Source organism: Streptomyces sp. NPDC111802 (genome assembly GCF_055634335.1).
This window is the reverse complement of record NZ_JBVKCZ010000007.1, coordinates 13508-32306: the sequence shown is the minus strand read 5'-3', so window position 1 is coordinate 32306 and position 18799 is coordinate 13508. Positions and strand designations below refer to the sequence as shown.

Annotated in this window: 18 protein-coding genes and 1 pseudogene; 5 read left to right on the top strand and 14 right to left on the bottom strand. The window is 70.8% G+C overall.

Annotated elements, in window-relative coordinates; all coding sequences use genetic code 11:
* Positions 1 to 32: 32 nt before the first annotated feature.
* Both ACZ7NC_RS09275 and ACZ7NC_RS09270 read right to left on the bottom strand, forming a co-directional pair.
* Positions 33 to 467: a GNAT family N-acetyltransferase gene (locus ACZ7NC_RS09275; protein ID WP_471486338.1), complete on the bottom strand. Its 435-nt coding sequence runs from the start codon at positions 465 to 467 to the stop codon at positions 33 to 35.
* A gap of 60 nt (positions 468 to 527) precedes the next feature.
* Entirely contained in the window at positions 528 to 1994 is a 1467-nt protein-coding gene (locus ACZ7NC_RS09270; protein ID WP_471486337.1) for an aminotransferase-like domain-containing protein, read from the bottom strand.
* On the opposite strand from ACZ7NC_RS09270, the gene ACZ7NC_RS09265 reads away from it, so the two are divergent.
* Both ACZ7NC_RS09265 and ACZ7NC_RS09260 read left to right on the top strand, forming a co-directional pair.
* On the top strand, positions 1993 to 2910 hold the full coding sequence (locus tag ACZ7NC_RS09265) for a DMT family transporter (protein WP_471486335.1): 918 nt from the start codon (positions 1993 to 1995) through the stop codon (positions 2908 to 2910). The two genes, ACZ7NC_RS09270 and ACZ7NC_RS09265, sit on opposite strands and share 2 nt — an antisense overlap.
* Positions 2911 to 3004: 94 nt before the next feature.
* Positions 3005 to 3199, top strand: coding sequence for a DUF1918 domain-containing protein (locus ACZ7NC_RS09260; RefSeq protein WP_471486333.1), 195 nt, complete (start codon positions 3005 to 3007; stop codon positions 3197 to 3199).
* Between the two features lie 49 nt (positions 3200 to 3248).
* Here ACZ7NC_RS09260 and ACZ7NC_RS09255 read toward each other — a convergent pair whose 3' ends face one another.
* Positions 3249 to 4490, bottom strand: coding sequence for a glycoside hydrolase family 10-like protein (locus tag ACZ7NC_RS09255; RefSeq protein WP_471486332.1), 1242 nt, complete (start codon positions 4488 to 4490; stop codon positions 3249 to 3251).
* A 219-nt stretch (positions 4491 to 4709) separates the two neighbouring features.
* On the opposite strand from ACZ7NC_RS09255, the gene ACZ7NC_RS09250 reads away from it, so the two are divergent.
* Both ACZ7NC_RS09250 and ACZ7NC_RS09245 read left to right on the top strand, forming a co-directional pair.
* A complete protein-coding gene (locus tag ACZ7NC_RS09250; RefSeq protein ID WP_471486330.1) occupies positions 4710 to 5582 on the top strand; it encodes a 3-hydroxybutyryl-CoA dehydrogenase in 873 nt (290 codons plus the stop codon).
* A 224-nt stretch (positions 5583 to 5806) separates the two neighbouring features.
* Entirely contained in the window at positions 5807 to 6064 is a 258-nt protein-coding gene (locus ACZ7NC_RS09245) for a hypothetical protein (RefSeq protein WP_471486328.1), read from the top strand.
* Here ACZ7NC_RS09245 and ACZ7NC_RS09240 read toward each other — a convergent pair.
* The 10 genes and pseudogenes from ACZ7NC_RS09240 to infC form a co-directional block, all read right to left on the bottom strand.
* Positions 6061 to 6588, bottom strand: a complete 528-nt coding sequence (locus ACZ7NC_RS09240; protein ID WP_471486326.1) for an NUDIX hydrolase — start codon at positions 6586 to 6588, stop codon at positions 6061 to 6063. The genes ACZ7NC_RS09245 and ACZ7NC_RS09240 overlap by 4 nt on opposite strands.
* A gap of 85 nt (positions 6589 to 6673) precedes the next feature.
* Positions 6674 to 8014, bottom strand: coding sequence for a transcriptional regulator (locus tag ACZ7NC_RS09235; protein ID WP_471486324.1), 1341 nt, complete (start codon positions 8012 to 8014; stop codon positions 6674 to 6676).
* A gap of 307 nt (positions 8015 to 8321) precedes the next feature.
* Positions 8322 to 9377: a PP2C family protein-serine/threonine phosphatase gene (locus ACZ7NC_RS09230; RefSeq protein WP_471486322.1), complete on the bottom strand. Its 1056-nt coding sequence runs from the start codon at positions 9375 to 9377 to the stop codon at positions 8322 to 8324.
* A 165-nt stretch (positions 9378 to 9542) separates the two neighbouring features.
* On the bottom strand, positions 9543 to 12056 hold the full coding sequence (gene pheT / locus ACZ7NC_RS09225) for a phenylalanine--tRNA ligase subunit beta (protein WP_471486320.1): 2514 nt from the start codon (positions 12054 to 12056) through the stop codon (positions 9543 to 9545).
* Positions 12056 to 13177: a phenylalanine--tRNA ligase subunit alpha gene (pheS, locus tag ACZ7NC_RS09220; RefSeq protein WP_471486319.1), complete on the bottom strand. Its 1122-nt coding sequence runs from the start codon at positions 13175 to 13177 to the stop codon at positions 12056 to 12058. The genes pheT and pheS overlap by 1 nt, the downstream gene beginning before the upstream one ends.
* 169 nt (positions 13178 to 13346) lie before the next feature.
* The gene (locus tag ACZ7NC_RS09215; protein WP_471486318.1) at positions 13347 to 14483 is read right to left on the bottom strand and encodes a sensor histidine kinase; all 1137 of its coding nucleotides are present in this window, start codon (positions 14481 to 14483) and stop codon (positions 13347 to 13349) included.
* Between the two features lie 118 nt (positions 14484 to 14601).
* The gene (locus ACZ7NC_RS09210; RefSeq protein WP_471486317.1) at positions 14602 to 15450 is read right to left on the bottom strand and encodes a TrmH family RNA methyltransferase; all 849 of its coding nucleotides are present in this window, start codon (positions 15448 to 15450) and stop codon (positions 14602 to 14604) included.
* Positions 15451 to 15552: 102 nt separating this feature from the next.
* Positions 15553 to 15936 (bottom strand): 50S ribosomal protein L20, encoded by a 384-nt coding sequence (rplT, locus tag ACZ7NC_RS09205; protein ID WP_006141703.1) that lies wholly within the window; start codon positions 15934 to 15936, stop codon positions 15553 to 15555.
* Between the two features lie 101 nt (positions 15937 to 16037).
* A complete protein-coding gene (gene rpmI / locus ACZ7NC_RS09200) occupies positions 16038 to 16232 on the bottom strand; it encodes a 50S ribosomal protein L35 (protein ID WP_471486315.1) in 195 nt (64 codons plus the stop codon).
* 110 nt (positions 16233 to 16342) lie between these two features.
* Positions 16343 to 17033, bottom strand: a pseudogene (gene infC, locus ACZ7NC_RS09195) (translation initiation factor IF-3).
* Between the two features lie 339 nt (positions 17034 to 17372).
* Here infC and ACZ7NC_RS09190 point away from each other — a divergent pair.
* The gene (locus ACZ7NC_RS09190) at positions 17373 to 17738 is read left to right on the top strand and encodes a DUF1844 domain-containing protein (RefSeq protein WP_471486313.1); all 366 of its coding nucleotides are present in this window, start codon (positions 17373 to 17375) and stop codon (positions 17736 to 17738) included.
* A gap of 211 nt (positions 17739 to 17949) precedes the next feature.
* Here ACZ7NC_RS09190 and ACZ7NC_RS09185 read toward each other — a convergent pair whose 3' ends face one another.
* Positions 17950 to 18681 carry an SseB family protein gene (locus ACZ7NC_RS09185; protein ID WP_471486311.1) on the bottom strand — a complete coding sequence of 244 codons (732 nt, stop codon included), beginning with the start codon at positions 18679 to 18681 and terminating at the stop codon, positions 17950 to 17952.
* Positions 18682 to 18799 lie beyond the last annotated feature (118 nt).

Below are 18799 nucleotides of genomic sequence, written 5' to 3'. Positions count from 1 at the left end.
ATCGAGCAGTTGGAAGTTTCAAGCACCACGACTCAGAGGTAGAGCGCCATCCACTGGTCCGGCTTCTCCAACGGCGCGAACCCGAGCTTCTCGTACACCCCGTGCGCATCGTGCGTGGCGAGCAGCACCCGCTTCACTCCGTACGACCGCAGGTGGTCCCGTACGGCCGCGACGAGCGCCGTCCCGATCCCCTTGCCGCGCACCGACGGATCGACGTACACGTCACACAGCCATGCGAAGGTGGCCCGGTCGGTGATGACCCGGGCGTACGCCACCTGCTCCCCGGAAACCGACTCGTACACGCCGAAGTTCAGCGACCCCTCGATCGCCCGGTCCTGCCGCTCACGCGCCCTCCCGAGCGCCCAGTACGCGTCGGTGGACAGCCACCGGTGCACGCGCTCGCGGTCGATACGGTCGGTGTCGGCGGAGCTCTCGTAACCCTCGGCGAGGGGAGGGGTGTCGGTCATACGGCGAGGCTCGCAGGGCTACGGCGCCGACGTCGAGCGGATTTCCCGTGGGCGGGGGCGTCAGGGGTGGGTGCGGGCGACGGCTGCCCCGGACTGGAGCACCTCGTCACAGGCCGCCCGCAACCGTCGTACCCCCTCCGCGATCTCCCCCACCCCCGCCACGGCCGCGAAGCTCAGCCGCAGGTGCCCGGCCGGGGGCTCCGCGCTGAAGTACGGGCGGCCGGGGGTGAGTGCGACGCCCGTGCGCAGGGCGGCCGAGGTCAGGGCGTGCTCGTCGGTGCCGTCGGGCAGGCGGAGCCACAGGTGGTAGCCGCCGGAGGGGATGTCGGGGAGGGCGAGTTCGGGCAGATGCAGCCGCAGGCCCGCGGTCATGGCGTCCCGGCGGACCTTGAGCTCGGCCGACAGGGCCCGCAGATGGCGCGGCCAGGCGGGCGAGCCGACGAGTTCCAGGGCCGCCTCCTGGAGCGGGCGGGGCACGAAGAAGGTGTCGACGATCTGGATGGCGCGCAGCCGTTCCAGCACCGGTCCGCGCGCGGCGAGTGCGCCGACCCGGAAGCTGGGCGAGGTCGCCTTGGTGAGCGAGGAGACATGGACGACGACGCCGTCGGAGTCGTCGGCGGCGAGCGGACGCGGCAGCGGACCCGCGTCCTCGTGCACCAGCCGTCGTACGTAGTCGTCCTCCACCACGAAGGCACCGGCCTCCCGCGCGATGCGCAGCACCTCCGGGCGGCGCTCGGGGGCGAGGACCGCGCCGGTGGGGTTCTGGAAGAGCGGCTGGCACACGAAGACACGGGCACCGGTGGCGCGGAACGCGTCGGCGAGCAGGGCCGGTTTCACTCCGTCCGGGTCCACCGGCACCGGCACCGGACGCAGTCCGGCGGCGCGGGCGATGGCCAGCATGCCGGGGTAGGTGGGCGATTCGACCAGCACCGGCGCGCCGGGCGGGGCGAGCGCGCGCAGGGCGGTGGTCAGCGCGGACTGGCCACCGGCCGCGATCAGCACCTCGGCGGCGGTGACGGTGCCGCCGATCTCGCGTGCGAACCACGCACGCAGTTCGGGCAGGCCGTCCAGCGGTGGCCGGTCCCAGGCACCGGGGCGGCGGCCGGCCCGGGACAGCGCCGCAGCCATGGCCTTCTCGGGCTGGAGCGAGGGGTGGGGATAGCCGCCGTTGAATTCGATCACTCCGGGCGGCGGCGTGGCGAGACAGACGGTGACGCCGGAGGCGTCCACGGTGCGCGGTACGACATCGGCGGCACCGTCCGCGCTGAGGGCGACCTCCTGCCAGGAGGTGTCCCCCGCCGCCACGACCTCGGTGCGCGGCCGGGCGCGGAAGGCGCCGGCGCCCGGCCGGGTCACGACCAGGCCCTCGGCGGCCAGCTGGGCGAGGGCACGCGAGACGGTCACCGGACTCACCCGGAACCGCTCGACGAGCGCCCGGCTCGATGGGAGCTTTCCACCGGGAGAGTAGCGGTCGAGCTCCCTTCGCAACTGTTCCGCCAGGTCAACCACGCTGCTACGCTCTTGCATGAGAACACAGAGTAGCGCTATCGCACCGACCGGGATAGCGGTCAGCGGTCGGCCCGGGAACTCGTTCGGCACGCTTCAGGCCGCCCTCGGTGTCGCGGCCTTCTCGCTCACCTTCCCCGCCACCGCCTGGGGTCTGGAGAGCTTCGGCCCCTGGTCCCTGGTCGCCGTGCGCAGCGTGCTGGCCGCGCTGATCGCGGGCGGCTGTCTGCTCGCCGTGGGGAGAGTGCCGGTACCCGCCCGCCGGCACTGGACGGGCCTCGCGGTGGTCGGTGCCGGAGTGGTCGTCGGCTTCCCTCTCCTCACCACGCTGGCGCTCCAGACGTCCACCACCGCCCACGCGGCCGTCGTGGTCGGTCTGCTCCCGCTGACGACCGCCCTGTTCTCCGCCCTGCGCGTCGGCACCCGCCCCTCCCGCACCTTCTGGACGGCGGCGCTCGCGGGCGCCACCGCGGTGGGCGCCTTCACCGTGCAGCAGAGCGGCGGCGCCCTGACCACCGCCGACCTGTATCTCTTCGCGGCCCTGCTGGTGTGCGCGGCCGGCTACACCGAGGGCGGCCGGCTGGCCCGGGTCATGCCGGGCTGGCAGGTGATCGGCTGGGCACTGGTGCTGTGTCTGCCGCTCACCCTCCCGGCCGCCGCGGTCTCGCTGTCGTACGAACCCGTCCATCCGACCTGGCACGGTGTGACCGGACTGCTGTGGGTCGCGGCGGGCTCGCAGTTCCTCGGCCTGGTCGTCTGGTACCGGGGCATGGCGGCCATCGGCATCCCGAAGGCCAGCCAGTTGCAGTTGTCCCAGCCCCTGCTCACACTGGTGTGGTCGGTGCTGCTGCTGGGCGAGCACCTGACAGTGGCCGCCCCGCTGACGGCCGCGGCGGTGCTCGTGTGTATCGCCGTGACCCAGCGGGCGCGTGGCTGAGCGGGCCCTTACGACCCACTTCCAACCACCGCTCCACGCCGTAGACTCAAGGCCACGGACCGCTGCTCCCGCACCTGGTGAGGAGGCCCAACAGATGCGTGCAACCGTGGGCGACCAGCTTGTCCAGCACGGCAGGGTGGTCGGACAACACGACAAGGTCGGCGAGATCGTCGAGATCCTGGGTCAGGAGGGCAACCCCCCGTACCGCGTCCGCTTCGAGGACGGGCACGAGGGTCTGTGCTCCCCCGGCCCCGACACCGAGATCCGTCACAGGAATACCACGAGGTAGTCCGGCGGACCAACGCGAATCAACCCGGATCAGCCCGGATCAACGCGGATCAGCGCGGGGGAATCGCCGGCTGCCCGTAGTGGTCGGCGACCACCCGCGCCATGGCCCCGATCCGGTCGGCGGCCATGTCCTTCGCGGCGAAGTAGACGTGCCCGCGCGCTTCCGGGTGGTCCTCGGCGAGCGTGAGATGCCGGGACAGCTCGGCCGGGTCCTGCCAGGCGGCGGGCTGCGCTGAATCGCCGGCCTTGTAGAGGGCCTCGCCGAGGTAGAGGTGGGTCCTGGTGCCCCGCGCGACCTCGGCCCACCACGGCAGGAGCTTGGCGTAGTCGGCGGCGGCGAAGCCGATGTTCCAGTACAGCTGCGGGCAGATGTAGTCGATCCAGCCCTCGCGGACCCATTTACGGGTGTCCGCGTACAGGTCGTCGTACGTCTCGACGCCACCCCGGGTGTCGGAGCCGAGCGGGTCGGTGGCCGCGTTGCGCCACACGCCGAACGGGCTGATGCCGAACTGGGTGGAGGGCCTGATCCGCCTGATACCGGCCGCCATCTCCAGGATCAGCTTGTCGATGTTGTCGCGCCGCCAGTCGGCCCGGACCGCGAAGCCGCCGCCGTGGGTGTCGTAGGCCTCGTCGTCGTCGAAGCTCTGGCCCGCCACCGGGTAGGGGTAGAAGTAGTCGTCGAAGTGAACGGCGTCGACCGGGTACTTCTCCACCGCGTCGAGCATGGCCCGCTGCACGAAGGCACGGACCTCGGGCAGCCCCGGGTTGTAGTAGAGCTTGCCCCCGTACGTCACCACCCAGCCCGGGTGCTCACGGGCCGGGTGGGTGTCGGCCAGCCGGTCGAGGTCCGTGTGGTTGGCGATGCGGTACGGGTTGAACCAGGCGTGCAGCTGAAGACCACGGTCGTGGGCCTCGGCGACGGCCGTGCCGAGCGGGTCCCAGCCGGGGTGCTTGCCCTGGGTACCGGTGAGGACCTGCGACCACGGCTCGTACGGCGAGGGCCACAGCGCGTCGGCGGTGGGCCGTACCTGGAGGACCACCGTGTTCAGCCCGCATCGCACGGCCGTGTCCAGGTGGGAGATCAGCTGGGCGCGCTGCTCGTCCGGGGGCAGCCCCTGCTTGGCGGGCCAGTCCCGGTTCGCCACGGTCGCCACCCACACGCCGCGCATCTCGCGGTCCCCGTACCGACGGTTCCTGCTCGTCGCGCCCGCCGTGGCGGCACCGGCCGCCATCGCCCCGCTCGCCGCCACGACCGCCGACAGGGCGGTCAGCGAGAACGCTCGTCGTGACATCCGTGACTTCCGGTGCAGCATCGTCTTCGTACCTCCGTGTGCCGTGGTCAAGGGCCCCCACCGTGGGACAGATCCGTGCGTACCGGACTGACCCGGCGTCAGCCTTTCATGCGGCACCCGAACGATCGATCAAGCTTCGCCGAAGGTAACGTGCAGGTTTGGAGCAGGCGCCGAACAACGGCGGACCTGCCGCATTCGTGGATCAGCGAAGGGGTCGATGTGACCGGCATCTCCGGAGATATTGCACGCGTCGGTGTGGTGGGCTGCGGCCAGATGGGAGCGGGCATCGCCGAGGTGTGCGCCCGCGCCGGGCTGGACGTGAAGGTCGCCGAGACCACCGGCGAGGCCCTGGAGATCGGCCGCACCCGGCTGTACAACTCCCTGGCCAAGGCCGCCGAGCGCGGCAAGATCAGCGAGAAGGAGCGGGACGCCACGCTGGCACGGCTGTCGTTCACCACCGATCTCGGCGAGTTCGCCGACCGTGACCTGGTGATCGAGGCCGTCGTCGAGAACGAGCAGGTGAAGACCGAGATCTTCCAGGTGCTCGACCAGGTCGTGACCCGGCCGGACGCGATCCTGGCCTCCAACACCTCCTCGATCCCGCTGGTGAAGCTGGCGGTCGCCACCTCGCGCCCCGACCAGGTCATCGGCATCCACTTCTTCAACCCGGCCCCGGTGCAGAAGCTGGTCGAGCTGATCCCGGCCCTCACCACCTCCGAGGGCACGATCGCCCGCGCCGAGGGCTTCGCCGAGAAGCTGCTGGGCAAGCACGCCATCCGCGCCCAGGACCGCTCCGGGTTCGTCGTGAACGCGCTGCTGATCCCCTACCTCCTCTCCGCGATCCGGATGTTCGAGACGGGTATCGCCAGCCGCGAGGACATCGACAACGGCATGGAGCTCGGCTGCGCCCACCCGATGGGCCCGCTGAAGCTCTCCGACCTCATCGGCCTGGACACGGTCGCCTCGGTGGCGCAGAGCATGTACGACGAGTTCAAGGAGCCGCTGTACGCCGCTCCCCCGCTGCTCCAGCGCATGGTGGACGCGGGCCGGCTGGGCCGTAAGACCGGCTCCGGCTTCTACACCTACGGCTGATCACTCCAGGGCCGATCACCTCCACGGCTGATTACCGTCGGTCAGATTCCGGCCAAGTACACGGGCCCGGCACCGAGATGGTGCCGGGCCCGTGTCATTCACACACCGTGTGCGCCCCGGGCCCGCATATGCCCCTCGCACACGCTCCCCACGCGCCCACCAGGCGAGTTCACTTTCCCTGCGCATGCAAGGGATGTGAGACGACTACGGAAAGGAGCGGACAAGTGACCGCCGATCCCGAGCATCCCGTCGTACAAGGGGAACTCGCAGAGTTACGACGTCGCCTCGACGTCGCCTACGCCCGCGTGGAGGGCGGGCTGGCTCTGCTCAGCCACCGCACCGAGGAGAGCGCCAAGGAACTCGACGAGCTGAACACCCGGATCAACACACTGGAACACGCGCGCTGGCCGCTGCCCGCGGTCGCCGCCATCACCGCCGTGGGTGCTCTCGTCGTGGCGATCTGGCAGGCGGTCGGGCACTAGAGCCTCAGATGGTGCAGCATCAGTAACGCGGCCGCCATGTTGGCGGCCGGGACCTCCCCACGGGCGACCATGTCGGGGACGAGCTTGAGCGGGACCCATTCCCGGCGGTCCGACTCGAAGTCGTCCACGGGGTGACCGATGTACTCGCCCTCGTCGGACCAGTAGATGTGGTGCCGGGCGTCGGTGAGCCCGTTGGAGGGCTCCACGCTCATCAGGTGGTGCAGGGGTCCCGGCCGCCAGCCGGTCTCCTCCTCGAGTTCCCTGGCGGCCGCGCGGGCGATGTCCTCGCCGTCCTCGACGACGCCCGCCGCGAGCTCCCACCCCCAGCTGTCAGTGATGAAGCGGTGGCGCCACAGGAGGAGGACTTCGTTGGCCTCGTTGACCACCGTGGCCACGGCGACCGGCCGCAGCCGGATGAGGAAGTGATCCAGGTGCCGGCCGTCGGGCAGCTCCACATCTGCCAGGTTGACGGTGAACCAGCGGTTTTCATACACAGTTTGTTCGTTCTGTTTCGTCCACTGCACGGTTCTGCCACCTTCCGTCGAGTAAGTGGCAATATCGCAGCAGGGACTATGAGGTGTCGGTGTTCGCGTACCCGCCTGCACCGGACTACAGCGGCACGCGCAGCGCTCCGTCGATGAGTTCGGCGGCCGCGGAGGTGCCCGCGCTGCCGCTGCGCACCAGGTGTTCGCGCACCGCACGGAGTCTGTCGCGCAGGCGCTGGGACTCCATTCCCCGCGCCTGCTCGGCCATCTGCACCGCCGTGGCCACCGCCTTGTCGGCGTTGCCCTGACGCAGCTCGATCGTGCTGAGCATGGCCAACCGGTGCACCCGGCCCCGGTCATGGGCGGGATTGTCGACGGCGGCAGCGGCATGCTCCCCCGCGGCCGCCAGCTCCCCGAGACTCAGCAGCGCCTCCGCCACCTGGACGTTGACAAGTCCGGGCTGGACATAGCCCGTTTCGTCGGGTTCATATCCGCGGTGGATACGATCGGCGGCCTGCTCGGCACGCCGAATGCAGGACAGCGCGCTCGTGCCGTCGCCGAGGTGGGCGTACGCCTTCGCCTGCATCGCGTACAGGTCGGAGGCGAGCGCGGGGGTGATGTGCTTGCCGGCCGCCCGCAGCGCGGCCTCCGCGAAGGCGACGGCCTGCCGGAACTCCCGCATGAACAGCGCCTGGTTGACGAGCAGGGCGATCACATACGCACCCAGCCCACGGTCCCCGCTGGCCTTCGCCAGCCGCAGCGCCTGATGGAAGTACCGCTGCGCGAGCCCGTGCGCGTCGGAGTCGTACGCGCAGATCCCGGCGATGGCCACCAACCCGCCCGTGGCCCGGTGCAGTTGACGCCCGGTGGCGTCGGTGTAGCTGCCGCGCAGCAGCGGGGCCGCCTCGGCGTTGAGGAAACCGACTATCCGGGTACGGGTCGCTATGCCGCCCGCCTTGCGGTACATCTGCTCGTAGTGGCTGCGGGCGGCGCGCAGCATCTCGAGGTCGGCGGGGGTGACCCGGTGCCGGCCCCCGCGTGAGACGTCGACGTCCTCGGGCGGGTTCTCCCACTCCCACACCGGCATCACGGCGGGCGTGCCCGTGACCGCGGGTGCGCCCAGGATGTGGGGCCGCTGCTGCTCGTCGGAGCGCCACAGGGCGGTGGCCCGCTCCACGAAGCCGGACAGCGAGGTGGTGTGCACGGAGGCCGGTTCACCGGGTACGCCGAGGCCGATGTCGTCGAGCGTGACCGTACGGTGCAGCCGGGCGGCGAGCACCTCGCAGATCAGGTCGGGCACCTGGCCGCGTGGCCGCTGTCCCTTCAACCACCGTGCGACGGCGGTGTGTTCGTATCTCAGCGCGAGGCCACGCGCCCGCCCCGCCTGGTTCACGTGTGCTGCCAGCCCCGCGTGCGAGATCCCGGCCTCGTCCAGGATCGCGTCGAGCAGAGTGTTGGGCTGCATGTATGCCCCCCGGGTGGCTCGGTGCCGTCAGAGTAGTGCGAACCGGTTCACACGGGGTGTGAACGGAGTGTCCGAATCCGTAGGGTGCGCGCGCTGTTGCGGAGAGTTTCCAACCGGTTGACTGAAATGCCTCGCAAGAGGCCGGCCGGGCCGCCGGCTCCCCCTCGTACAGTGCGGCGGCCCGCATCCGCCGTCCGCCCAGCTGCCTGCCCGACACTCCGTGGCGGGGCGGACGGCGTCGCCGCGCCGACGCTGCGCCGGCTACGCCGGGCGACTGATCGCCGTTGCACTAAAGGTGGTTGGTCGGCTACGGGTTCGTTGTGGCTGGTCGCGCAGTTCCCCGCGCCCCTGAGGGCGTGCACTGGACCGGAGTTCGGTCGTTCCGTAGGACCAGTAGCGCCATGTCGTCCGCGGGCCGTCCTCTTGTGTGGCGGAGGAGGGCCGTGAAGAGGGTGCGCAGGATCGCCTGGGGAGTGATCGGGGCGTCGCGTACGACGCCGATGAGCGCCGTCTGCAGCGAAAAGAACCGGCCTCTCGCGTCCCTCGCGTCCTCGACGCCGTCCGTGTACAGGACCAGGGAGTCGCCGGGCAGCAGGGAGCCGCAGGGCAAGGGGGTCAGTTCGGCGGGGAGCGGGAACGGACCGAGGGGCGGCAGCGGGTCGGCGCGCGCCAGGGGTTCGACGCCTGTGCCGCTCAGCAGATACGGCCAGGGATGACCGCAGTTGAGGGCGGTGGTCTCGCCGTCCCGCCCGATCTCCAGCAACAGGACGGTAACGAACTCCTCGGCGACCGGGGTGTCGGGTTCCCGGCCCGTGGAGGGATGTTCGTCGCGGGCCCGCTCGCGCAGGTGCCGCGCCAGGGCCCGGTCCAGTCTGCGCAGCACCAGGCCCAGATCGGGTTCGTCGTGGACGGCCTCGCGGAAGCTGCCGAGGACGGCGGCGACCGTGCCGAGGGCGGCGATGCCGTGGCCGCGTACGTCGCCCATGACCGCCCGCACGCCGTGCTCGGTGGCGATGACCTCGTACAGGTCGCCGCCCACAAGGGCGCCGCGATCCGCGGAGAGCTGGGCGGCGGCGACGTTCAGCCCGTCGATGCGCGCGGGCAACGGCCGCAGCAGCGCGCTCTGCGCGGCGCCGGCGACCTTGCGGACCTGCCGAAGCTCACGCAGCAACGCCCGTCGGACGTGCACGATCAGCGCCGTACCCACGGCGAAGAAGACCACACTGGTGACCACGCGAGCCCCGAAGCTGTCCTCCTGGGCCAGCGGGCAGGCCAGCTTGTACGTGATCGCCATCGCGCCCCAGACGATGGGCAGCCCCAACGCCAGCACCTTGCGGGGAACCCGAGCCTTGATGCGGAACATGCCGATGGCCCCCCAATAGGCCCTGACAACGCAGACGGACCGACCCCGAAAGGCCGGTCCGATTCTGTCGGCAGATGGTCCGGAAGTACCAGATCACCCCGAGAAGTCACCCTATTGAGTGAGGTGACCGCAACGCGCCCCTTCAGGGGCGCGGGAACTGCGCGATCAGCCCCTCAGAACAGCTCCCGTACGCTCGCCGGCGAGGGCAACCGCCGCGTCCCTGGCAGCGGAAGCCTCATCGACGGTCAGCGTCCGGTCGCGGGCACGGAACCGCAGCGCGTACGCCAGCGACTTCTTCCCGTCACCGAGCTGCTCGTCATTGACGTACACGTCGAACAGCCGGATGGCTTCGAGGAGTTCACCCGCCCCGTCACGCAACGCGGCCTCGACCTCCGCGGCCGGCACCGGCTTGTCCACCACGAGGGCGACATCCTGCGTGGCCACCGGGAACGTCGAGATGCTCGGCGCCTGAGGCGCACCGTCACCGGCCTGCTCCAAGGCGTCCAGGTCCAGCTCCATCGCGCAGGTACGCCCAGGAAGGCCCAGCGCCTTGAGCACCCTCGGGTGCAGCTCACCGGCATGACCGACAACCCGCTCCGCACCATCGACGGTGATCGCCAGCTCGGCGCACCGCCCCGGGTGCCAAGGCCCGTACTGCCCGACCCGAACGATCAGCTCGGCCCCGGCTTCCCTCGCCACGGTACGCGCCGCCTCGACCGCGTCGGCCCACCCGGCCGGACGGCCACCGCCCCACCAGCCGGCCTGCTCACGCGCACCGGCGAGGACGACGGCCACGTGTCGCGGCTGCTCGGGCAGCACGGAGTTCAGCGCGGCGATCTCCTCGTCGGTCGGGCGGCGGTCGACCGGCAGATGACCGGCGGCACCCTGCTCCTCGCGCGGGTGGAAGACCAGCCCGGTCTCGAACAGCGCCAGGTCGTGCGAGCCCCGCCCGTCATTGCGGCGCAGCGCGCCGAGCAGACCGGGCAGCAGCGATGTGCGCAGCGCGGGCTCCTCGTCGTTGAGCGGGTTGACCAGCTTGACGACCCGGCGGGCCGGGTCGTCGGCCGCCAGGCCGAGCTGGTCGAAGACCTGCTCGCCGACGAAGGGGTAGTTCGGCGCCTCGACATAACCGGCACCGGCCAGCGCGCGGCCGACCCGGCGGTGCAGTCGCTGACGATGGGTCAGGCCACGGCCGGAGGGCAGCTTGGGCAGCGTGGAGGGCAGGTTCTCGTAGCCCTCCAGGCGGATGACCTCTTCGGCCAGGTCGTTGGGCTCGACGAGGTCGGGCCGCCAGGACGGGACGGTGACGATCAGCTCGTCCTGCCCGTACACATCGCAGCCGATCTGCTGCAGCCGCCGTACGACGGTCTCGCGGCCGTACTCGACACCCGCCACCTTGTCCGGGTGGTCGGCCGGGGTGGTGATGGTGTGCGGTCCGGAAGGCGTGACGACCTCGGTGACACCTGCCTCGGCGGTACCGCCCGCCAGGAGCACCAGGAGGTCCACCGTCCGCTGGGCGGCCGCGGCGGCCGCGGCCGGGTCGACGCCGCGCTCGAAGCGGCGGGACGCCTCGGAGGACAGCTTGTGGCGGCGGGCCGTGCGCGCGATGGAGACCTGGTCGAAGTGGGCGGCCTCGATGACGACGTCGGTCGAGGCGTTCTCCGTGTCGTCGTGGTCGGCGATCTCCGTGTTGGCGCCGCCCATGACGCCCGCGAGGCCGATCGGCCCGCGCTCGTCGGTGATGACGAGGTCTTCGGAGTGCAGCCCCCGCTCGACGCCGTCGAGGGTGACGAGCTTCTCGCCCTCCTCGGCCCGGCGCACGCCGATGGTGCCCTGGACCAGCTTGCGGTCGTAGGCGTGCAGCGGCTGGCCGAGCTCCATCATCACGTAGTTGGTGACGTCGACGGCGAGCGAGATCGGGCGCATGCCGACCTTCTGCAGACGGCGCTGCAGCCAGATCGGGGAGCGGGCCTCGGGGCTGAGGCCGGTCACCGTGCGGGCGGTGAAGCGGTCGCAGCCGATCGGGTCCGAGACCTGCACCGGGTAGCCGAAGGCGTTCGGGCCGGGCACGTCGAGCAGCGCCGGGTCGCGCAGCGGGCGGCCGTAGGCGATGGCGGTCTCGCGGGCGACGCCGCGGATGGACAGACAGTCGCCGCGGTTGGCGGTGACGGCGATGTCCAGGACCTCGTCGACCAGTTCCAGGAGCTCGATGGCGTCCTTGCCGACCTCGGTCTCCGGCGGCAGCACGATGATGCCGTGGGTGCCGTCGTCGCCCATGCCCAGCTCGCTGGTGGAGCAGATCATGCCGTGCGAGACGCGGCCGTAGGTCTTGCGCGCGGCGATCTCGAAGCCGCCGGGCAGCACGGCGCCGGGGAGCACGACGACGACCTTGTCGCCGACCTGGAAGTTGCGGGCGCCGCAGATGAGTTCCTGGGGCTCGCCGGTGCCGTTGGCCTGGCCGACGTCGACGGTGCAGAAGCGGATCGGCTTCTTGAACTCCGTCAGCTCCTCGATGGTCAGCACCTGGCCGACGACGAGCGGGCCCTTGAGGCCCTCGCCGAGCTGCTCGACGGTCTCGACCTCCAGACCGGCGGAAATGAGCTTGGCCTGGACGTCGCGCCCGGTCTCCGTCGCCGGCAGGTCGACGTACTCCCGCAGCCAAGAAAGCGGGACCCGCATCAGATCTCCATCCCGAACGGCCGGGTGAACCGGACGTCACCCTCGACCATGTCTCGCATGTCTTCGACGTTGTGGCGGAACATCAGCATCCGCTCGATGCCGAACCCGAAGGCGAATCCGCTGTACTTCTCCGGGTCGACGCCGCAGGCGGTCAGCACCTTGGGGTTGACCATCCCGCAGCCGCCCAGCTCGATCCAGCCCTCGGAGGAGCAGGTACGGCAGGGCCGGTCGGGGTTGCCGACGGACTCGCCGCGGCAGACGTAGCACACCATGTCCATCTCGGCGGACGGCTCGGTGAACGGGAAGAAGTTCGGGCGCAGCCGGGTCTTCATGCCCTCGCCGAACAGCGACTGGACCATGTGGTCCAGGGTGCCCTTGAGGTCGGCCATGGTGAGGCCCTCGTCGACGGCGAGCAGCTCGACCTGGTGGAAGACCGGGGTGTGGGTGGCGTCCAGCTCGTCGGTGCGGTACACGCGGCCGGGGCAGATCACATAGACCGGCAGCTCGCGGTCGAGCAGGGAGCGGATCTGCACGGGCGAGGTGTGGGTGCGCAGGACGACACCGGAGTCACCGCTGCCGTCCGGGCCCTGCACGAAGAAGGTGTCGGCCTCGCCGCGCGCGGGGTGGTCCGGGCCGATGTTGAGGGCGTCGAAGTTGAACCACTCGGCCTCGACCTGCGGGCCCTCGGCGACCTCGTAGCCCATGGCCACGAAGACGTCCTCGATGCGCTCCGAGAGCGTGGTCAGCGGGTGGCGGGCGCCGGCCGGTACGCGGTCGTACGGCAGCGTGACGTCCACGGCCTCCTCGACCAGCACCCGCTGGTCGCGCTCGGCCTCCAGCTCCGCCTGGCGGGCGGCGAGGCCCTTGTTGACGGCGCCCCTGGCCTGGCCCACACGCTTGCCGGCCTCGGCCTTGGCGTGCGGGGGCAGGGCGCCGATCTCGCGGTTGGCGAGGGCCAGCGGGGAGGTGCCGCCGGTGTGGGCGACCTTGGCCTCCTGGAGCGCGTCGAGGGAGTCCGCGGCGGCGAAGGCGGCGAGCGCCTCGTCCCGCATGCGCTCGATCTCTTCCGGTTTCAAGGCCTCGACCTCTACAGGGTCGTACGACTTATTCGGTGCCGACATCTCTTCCCGTGCTTCCGATTGGCTGGCGGATGGTCCCCGTACCGACTCGTGGACAGTGCGTCGTCGTTTTTGGGACACAGCGTCCTGGTTCTTGGGACACAAAGGTGCCAAAGGCCGAGTCTAACGGGGTTGAGGTAAGCGAATGCGCCCGTGGGGCCCGGTCCGGATCTCAGGTGAGATACGCCGGTGCCGCCACGGGCAACGTAAATCGGAACTGCGCGCCGCCGCCGGGGGCGCGGCCGACCTCGATGGCGCCGCCGTGCGCCTCGACGATGCCCTTGACGATGTAGAGGCCGAGGCCCGTGCCGCCGCGCTTGCTGCCCCGCCAGAAGCGGGTGAAGACGCGGTTCATGGACTCCTCCGGGATGCCGGGCCCCTCGTCGCTCACGATGACCGACGTGCCGGCGTCCTCCCCGTCGCGCGGGGACGCCGTGGCCGTGATGTCAATGGTGACCGTTCCGTCGCCGTGCCGCACCGCATTTTCGATCAGGTTGCTGAGCACCTGGTCGATCTTGTCGGGGTCGGCCCACAGGTCGGGCAGCGGCTGCTCCATGCGCAGCAGGAACCGGTCGGCGGGCTGGCCGGCGGCGACGTAGGCCTGGATGTGCCGCCCCACGGCCGCGCCCATGTCGACGGGCTGGCGGCGCACCTCGAGGCGCCCGCTGTCGATCCGCGAGATGTCGAGCAGCTCGGCGATGAGCCGGGTGACGCGGTCGGCGTCGGCGTCGACGGTCTCCAGCATGAGCCGCTTCTGGTCGTCGGTGAAGCGTTCCCACTTGGCGAGGAGCGTGGCCGTGAAGCCTTTGACCGAGGTGAGCGGGGAACGCAGCTCATGGGCCACGGTCGCGATCAGCTCGGCGTGACTGCGCTCGGTGCGGCGGCGGGCCTCGGTGTCCCGCAGGGAGACGATCACACGGCGGACGGGCCCGGTCGGCTCGGTGCGGGCATAGCGCGCCGAGACGAGTACCTCCCGCCCGCCGGGCAGCAGGAGGTTGCGCTCGGGCTGCCTGCGCCTGATGGCCAGCCCGCCGTAGGGATCGGTCAGCTGCCACCAGCGCCGCCCCTCCAGGTCCTCTAACGGCAGGGCCTTCTCCAGGCGCTGCCCGAGGGCGTCGGCGGCGCGGACGGCGGTGATGCGCTCGGCGGCGGCGTTGAAGCAGATGACGTGCCCTTGCTCGTCGGCGACGACGAGACCGTCGGGAAGGTCGTCGGGGTCGAATGCGAGCTCGTCGGGATCACCGGACCGGGACGCGGACCGCCGCCGCACCTCCGGTGCCCCCGGTGCGCTGCTCGTGCCGACAGTCATCCCCGTACCCCACCTCTCACGACGGCTGAGGGGCCCCCGAGCTGGTCACCCTACTAGGCCCTGCCGCCGGATTCCCGGCGTCCGCCCGAAGGGCGGGCGGGAATCCGGCGGCAGGGACTTAGCTCTCGGTGACGGTGCGGCACCCTCCGGAGGCGCGCTGTGCACGGGCCGACGCATAGAGACATACGGCGGCGGCGGTGGCGAGGTTCAGGCTCTCGGCCTTCCCGTGGATCGGGACGCGCACGACGGCGTCGGCCAGCGCGCGGGTCTCCTCCGGGAGCCCCCATGCCTCGTTGCCGAACACCCAGGCGGTCGGCCCGCCCATGCTCCCCTTGTCGAGTTCGTCGTCGAGGTCCCGGTCACCGGCGCCGTCGGCGGCGAGGATCCGCACCCCGGCGTCCTTGAGCCCGGCCACGGCCCGCTCGACGGGCACGCCCACGGCGACGGGCAGGTGGAACAGGGAGCCCACGGAGGCCCGTACGGCCTTGGGGTTGTACAGGTCCACCGAGGCGTCGGTGAGGACGACGGCCTCGGCCCCGGCGGCATCGGCACACCGCAGCACGGTCCCGGCGTTCCCGGGGTCCCGCACATGGGCGAGTACAGCGACGAGCTTCGGCCGGGCGGCGAGGATCTCCTCGAACGGGGTGTCGACGAACCGGCAGATCCCGACGAGCCCCTGCGGCGTCACGGTGGTGGAGATGTCGGCGATCACCTGCTCTTCGGCGAGATGCACACGGGCGCCGGCGGCACGGGCCTCACCGATGATGTCGGCGTACCGCTCGGCGGCGTCGACGGTCGTGAACAACTCCACGAGGGTGGACCCGTAGGCCGCCGCCTCCCGCACGGCCTGCGGCCCCTCCGCGAGAAACAGCCGCTCCTTGCCCCGGAAGTTCCGCTTGGCCAGCCGCCGGGCGGCGGAGACACGGGGGGAACGGGGGGAGATCAGCTCGGGGCTGGCGGGAGGCATGGGTTCACCTTGGAGTTCTGAGGTTCACGGACACAGCGGGACCCGCAGACCTCCTCGGCCTGCGGGTCCCTCAAGTCACGTCTGCCTGGGGCAGCCGGAGCTTCACGCCGCCTTGGGGGCGTTGACGTCGCTCGGCAGCGCCTTCTGCGCGACCTCGACGAGCGCGGCGAACGCGTTCGCGTCGTTGACGGCCAGCTCGGCGAGGATCTTGCGGTCGACCTCGACGTTGGCGGCCTTCAGGCCCTGGATGAAGCGGTTGTACGTGATGCCGTTGGCGCGGGCAGCGGCGTTGATGCGCTGGATCCACAGCTGCCGGAAGTCACCCTTGCGCTTCTTGCGGTCGTTGTAGTTGTAGACCAGCGAGTGGGTGACCTGCTCCTTGGCCTTGCGGTACAGGCGCGAACGCTGACCGCGGTAGCCGGAGGCCTGCTCGAGGATCGCCCGGCGCTTCTTGTGGGCGTTCACTGCCCGCTTGACGCGTGCCACTTTTTACTCCTTGTAGCGGGGCCGCGGTTGGACTCACACGGCCCGGTATCGATTGGGTCCCGGTCCAGACGTTCGGCGCTCAAGCAAAAGCGCCGCGTACGTCACTTGCCGAGAAGCTTCTTGATCTTCTTGGCGTCGCCCGGGGCCATCTCGGCGTTGCCGGTGAGGCGACGCGTCCGCGTCGACGACTTGTGCTCGAGCAGGTGGCGCTTGCCGGCGCGCTCACGGAGCACCTTGCCGGAGCCGGTGATCTTGAAGCGCTTGCTGGCACCGCTGTGCGACTTGTTCTTCGGCATAGCGCCGTTCTCTCCTCGTCGGTGGCGCTCCGGTGCCCGGTCGTGAAACCGGGCACGGTGGAGCGTCGCTCTTGTATCGGTTACGTCCTGGGGACTGTCGTCCCCCGGGATCACGCCTCGGCGGAAGCCTCGGCAGGGGCCTCGGCCTCGGCAGGGGCCTCGGCGATCTCGCCGTCCGCGGCGTTCTGCGACTTGCCGGGGTTGGCCTTCGCTTCAGCCTTGCGGGCTTCCTGCGCCTGGCGGGCCTCGGCCATCGCCTCGGTCTTCTTCTTGTGCGGACCGAGAACCATGATCATGTTGCGGCCGTCCTGCTTCGGGTTCGACTCCACGAACCCGAGGTCGGCCACGTCCTCCGCGAGACGCTGCAGCAGTCGGTAGCCCAGCTCGGGCCGGGACTGCTCGCGACCACGGAACATGATCGTGATCTTGACCTTGTCGCCCTGCTTGAGGAACCGGACGACGTGACCCTTCTTGGTGTCATAGTCGTGCGGGTCGATCTTCGGCCGGAGCTTCATCTCCTTGATGACCGTGTGCGCCTGGTTCTTGCGCGCCTCACGGGCCTTCATGGCCGACTCGTACTTGAACTTCCCGTAGTCCATGAGCTTGCACACGGGCGGACGGGCGTTCGCCGCGACCTCGACCAGGTCCAGGTCGTACTCCTGCGCAAGCTCCAGTGCCTTGGCCAGCGGGACAATGCCCACCTGCTCGCCACTGGGACCGACAAGTCGCACCTCGGGAACGCGAATCCGGTCGTTGATGCGGGGCTCGGCGCTGATGGATCCTCCTCGGTTAGCACCACACGGCAGTCTGGCGGACGGCCGCGTTTTGTCTCTTTTCGACAGACCTAACCGCGCCGAAGCACAAAAAATGCCCCGGACGATCACAGGCGGGGCTCCAAAGCACTACCGGAGCACCGCCGCGATGATCGCGGGGCGCGCTTTCGGGCGACTCCATCGTCCGTACGGAACGATGGTGGCCGCCTGACCGGGGTGACCCGCCGCCCCGTGGGACGGTCAGGTGGGAGATCGGAGCCTCCACTTGTGGGCCGGACACTCGAGTATCCAGCCGGTCGTCACACAAGGTTAGCAGCTACCCGGGGGTGGTGCGAACCGGCGGGCATCGGGCCCTATCGTGTGGGACATGAGTGACACCCCTCCTGAGTCCCCCGATTCCCCCCACTTCGACGAGATGACCCGCGACATCGCCGAGGTCCCCGCCGTCGAGGTGATCGTGACGGTCGCCGTCAACCTGATGAGCGCGGCCGCCGTGAAGCTCGGTCTGACCGAGGAGGGCGACAAGTACAAGGACCTGGACGAGGCCCGCAAGCTGGTGCACGCCCTCGCCGGGCTGCTGGACGCGAGCGCGACCGAGATCAGCTCGTTCCACGCGGCGCCGCTGCGCGACGGCCTGAAGTCGCTGCAGCTGGCCTTCCGCGAGGCGTCGATCGTCCCGGACGAGCCGGGACAGGGGCCGGGCGAGAAGTACACCGGCCCGATCTACGGCTAGGTCGTGTCCGCAAAGTCCCGTCGTCCGCCCGGAGGGCGGGCCCCGCGGCGTATGGTGCGTGCTCTCGGCGTGCCGGGCGGAGCCCCTTGTACTGGATGTACTCGGGGCTTCGCCCGGTGCGGCGAGTGGGGGCACCTCCCACGCCCTTAAGGCAGTGGGGGAGCGTGCCAGGCGTCACGGGGCAGGCGGGACTTTGCGGACACGGCCTAGTTCACCCGCGTACGTACAGGGGCTCGCCCGGAGGCGTCGTCCCGGCCGGCAGCAGTGCCAGGTCGAGACCGCGCACCAGGCGGGCCCTCAGCGTTTCGTCGGCGGCGAGCCGCTCCGCGACCGCACGGGCGGCCTCGGCGGGCGGGGCGGAGGGGTCCAGCACGAGCGCGAGCGTGCCGTCGGCCTGGCCGGGGCCGAGATGGGCGCGCCGCACGGCCGGCTCGGCGGCCACCGCGGCCCGCACCGCCGCCCGCACGGCGGGGTCGGCCAGCGGATCCGTGGTCGTACGCCCCTCGGCGAGTGCGAGCAGCGCGCGCCCCGTCAGCTCGTAGGGCACCGGCCCGGCCATGTCGAGGACGATCGTGTCCGCCTTCTCGTGCGCCGCGGCCTGCAGGGCCTGGTGCAGGGGTACGGCGACGGGGCGCGCGGCCGGGTCCCAGCGGGCGAGGGACTCGGTGGAGGTGAAGGCGGGCAGGGCGGTGCGGCCGCCGGCCTTCAGGGTGGGCACCGCCATGTCGCTGGTCTTCTCGCGGCGCAGTCCGTTCTCGTCCTCCTCGACCTCGCCGAGCACCGCGACGACCGGCACGAGCAGCCGGGCGCTCTTGAGCGCCTCCAGGACCGGGCCCTCGGCGGTGCGGTCCTCGGCCCAGGCCGCGAGCGCGGCGCTCAGCCGGGGGTCGGCGGAGCCGTCGTCGTCGGAGAAGAGGGAGTCGGGAATGTTCTTGTTCGCCACGGTCACCGACCCTATCGGGGGGATACTGCTGGGCTTGTGCGGCCCCGGAAACCTGGCGGTGACACCCTCACCGGAATCTCAGATTTCCCTGACACACATCTAACGTCCGTCTAACGGC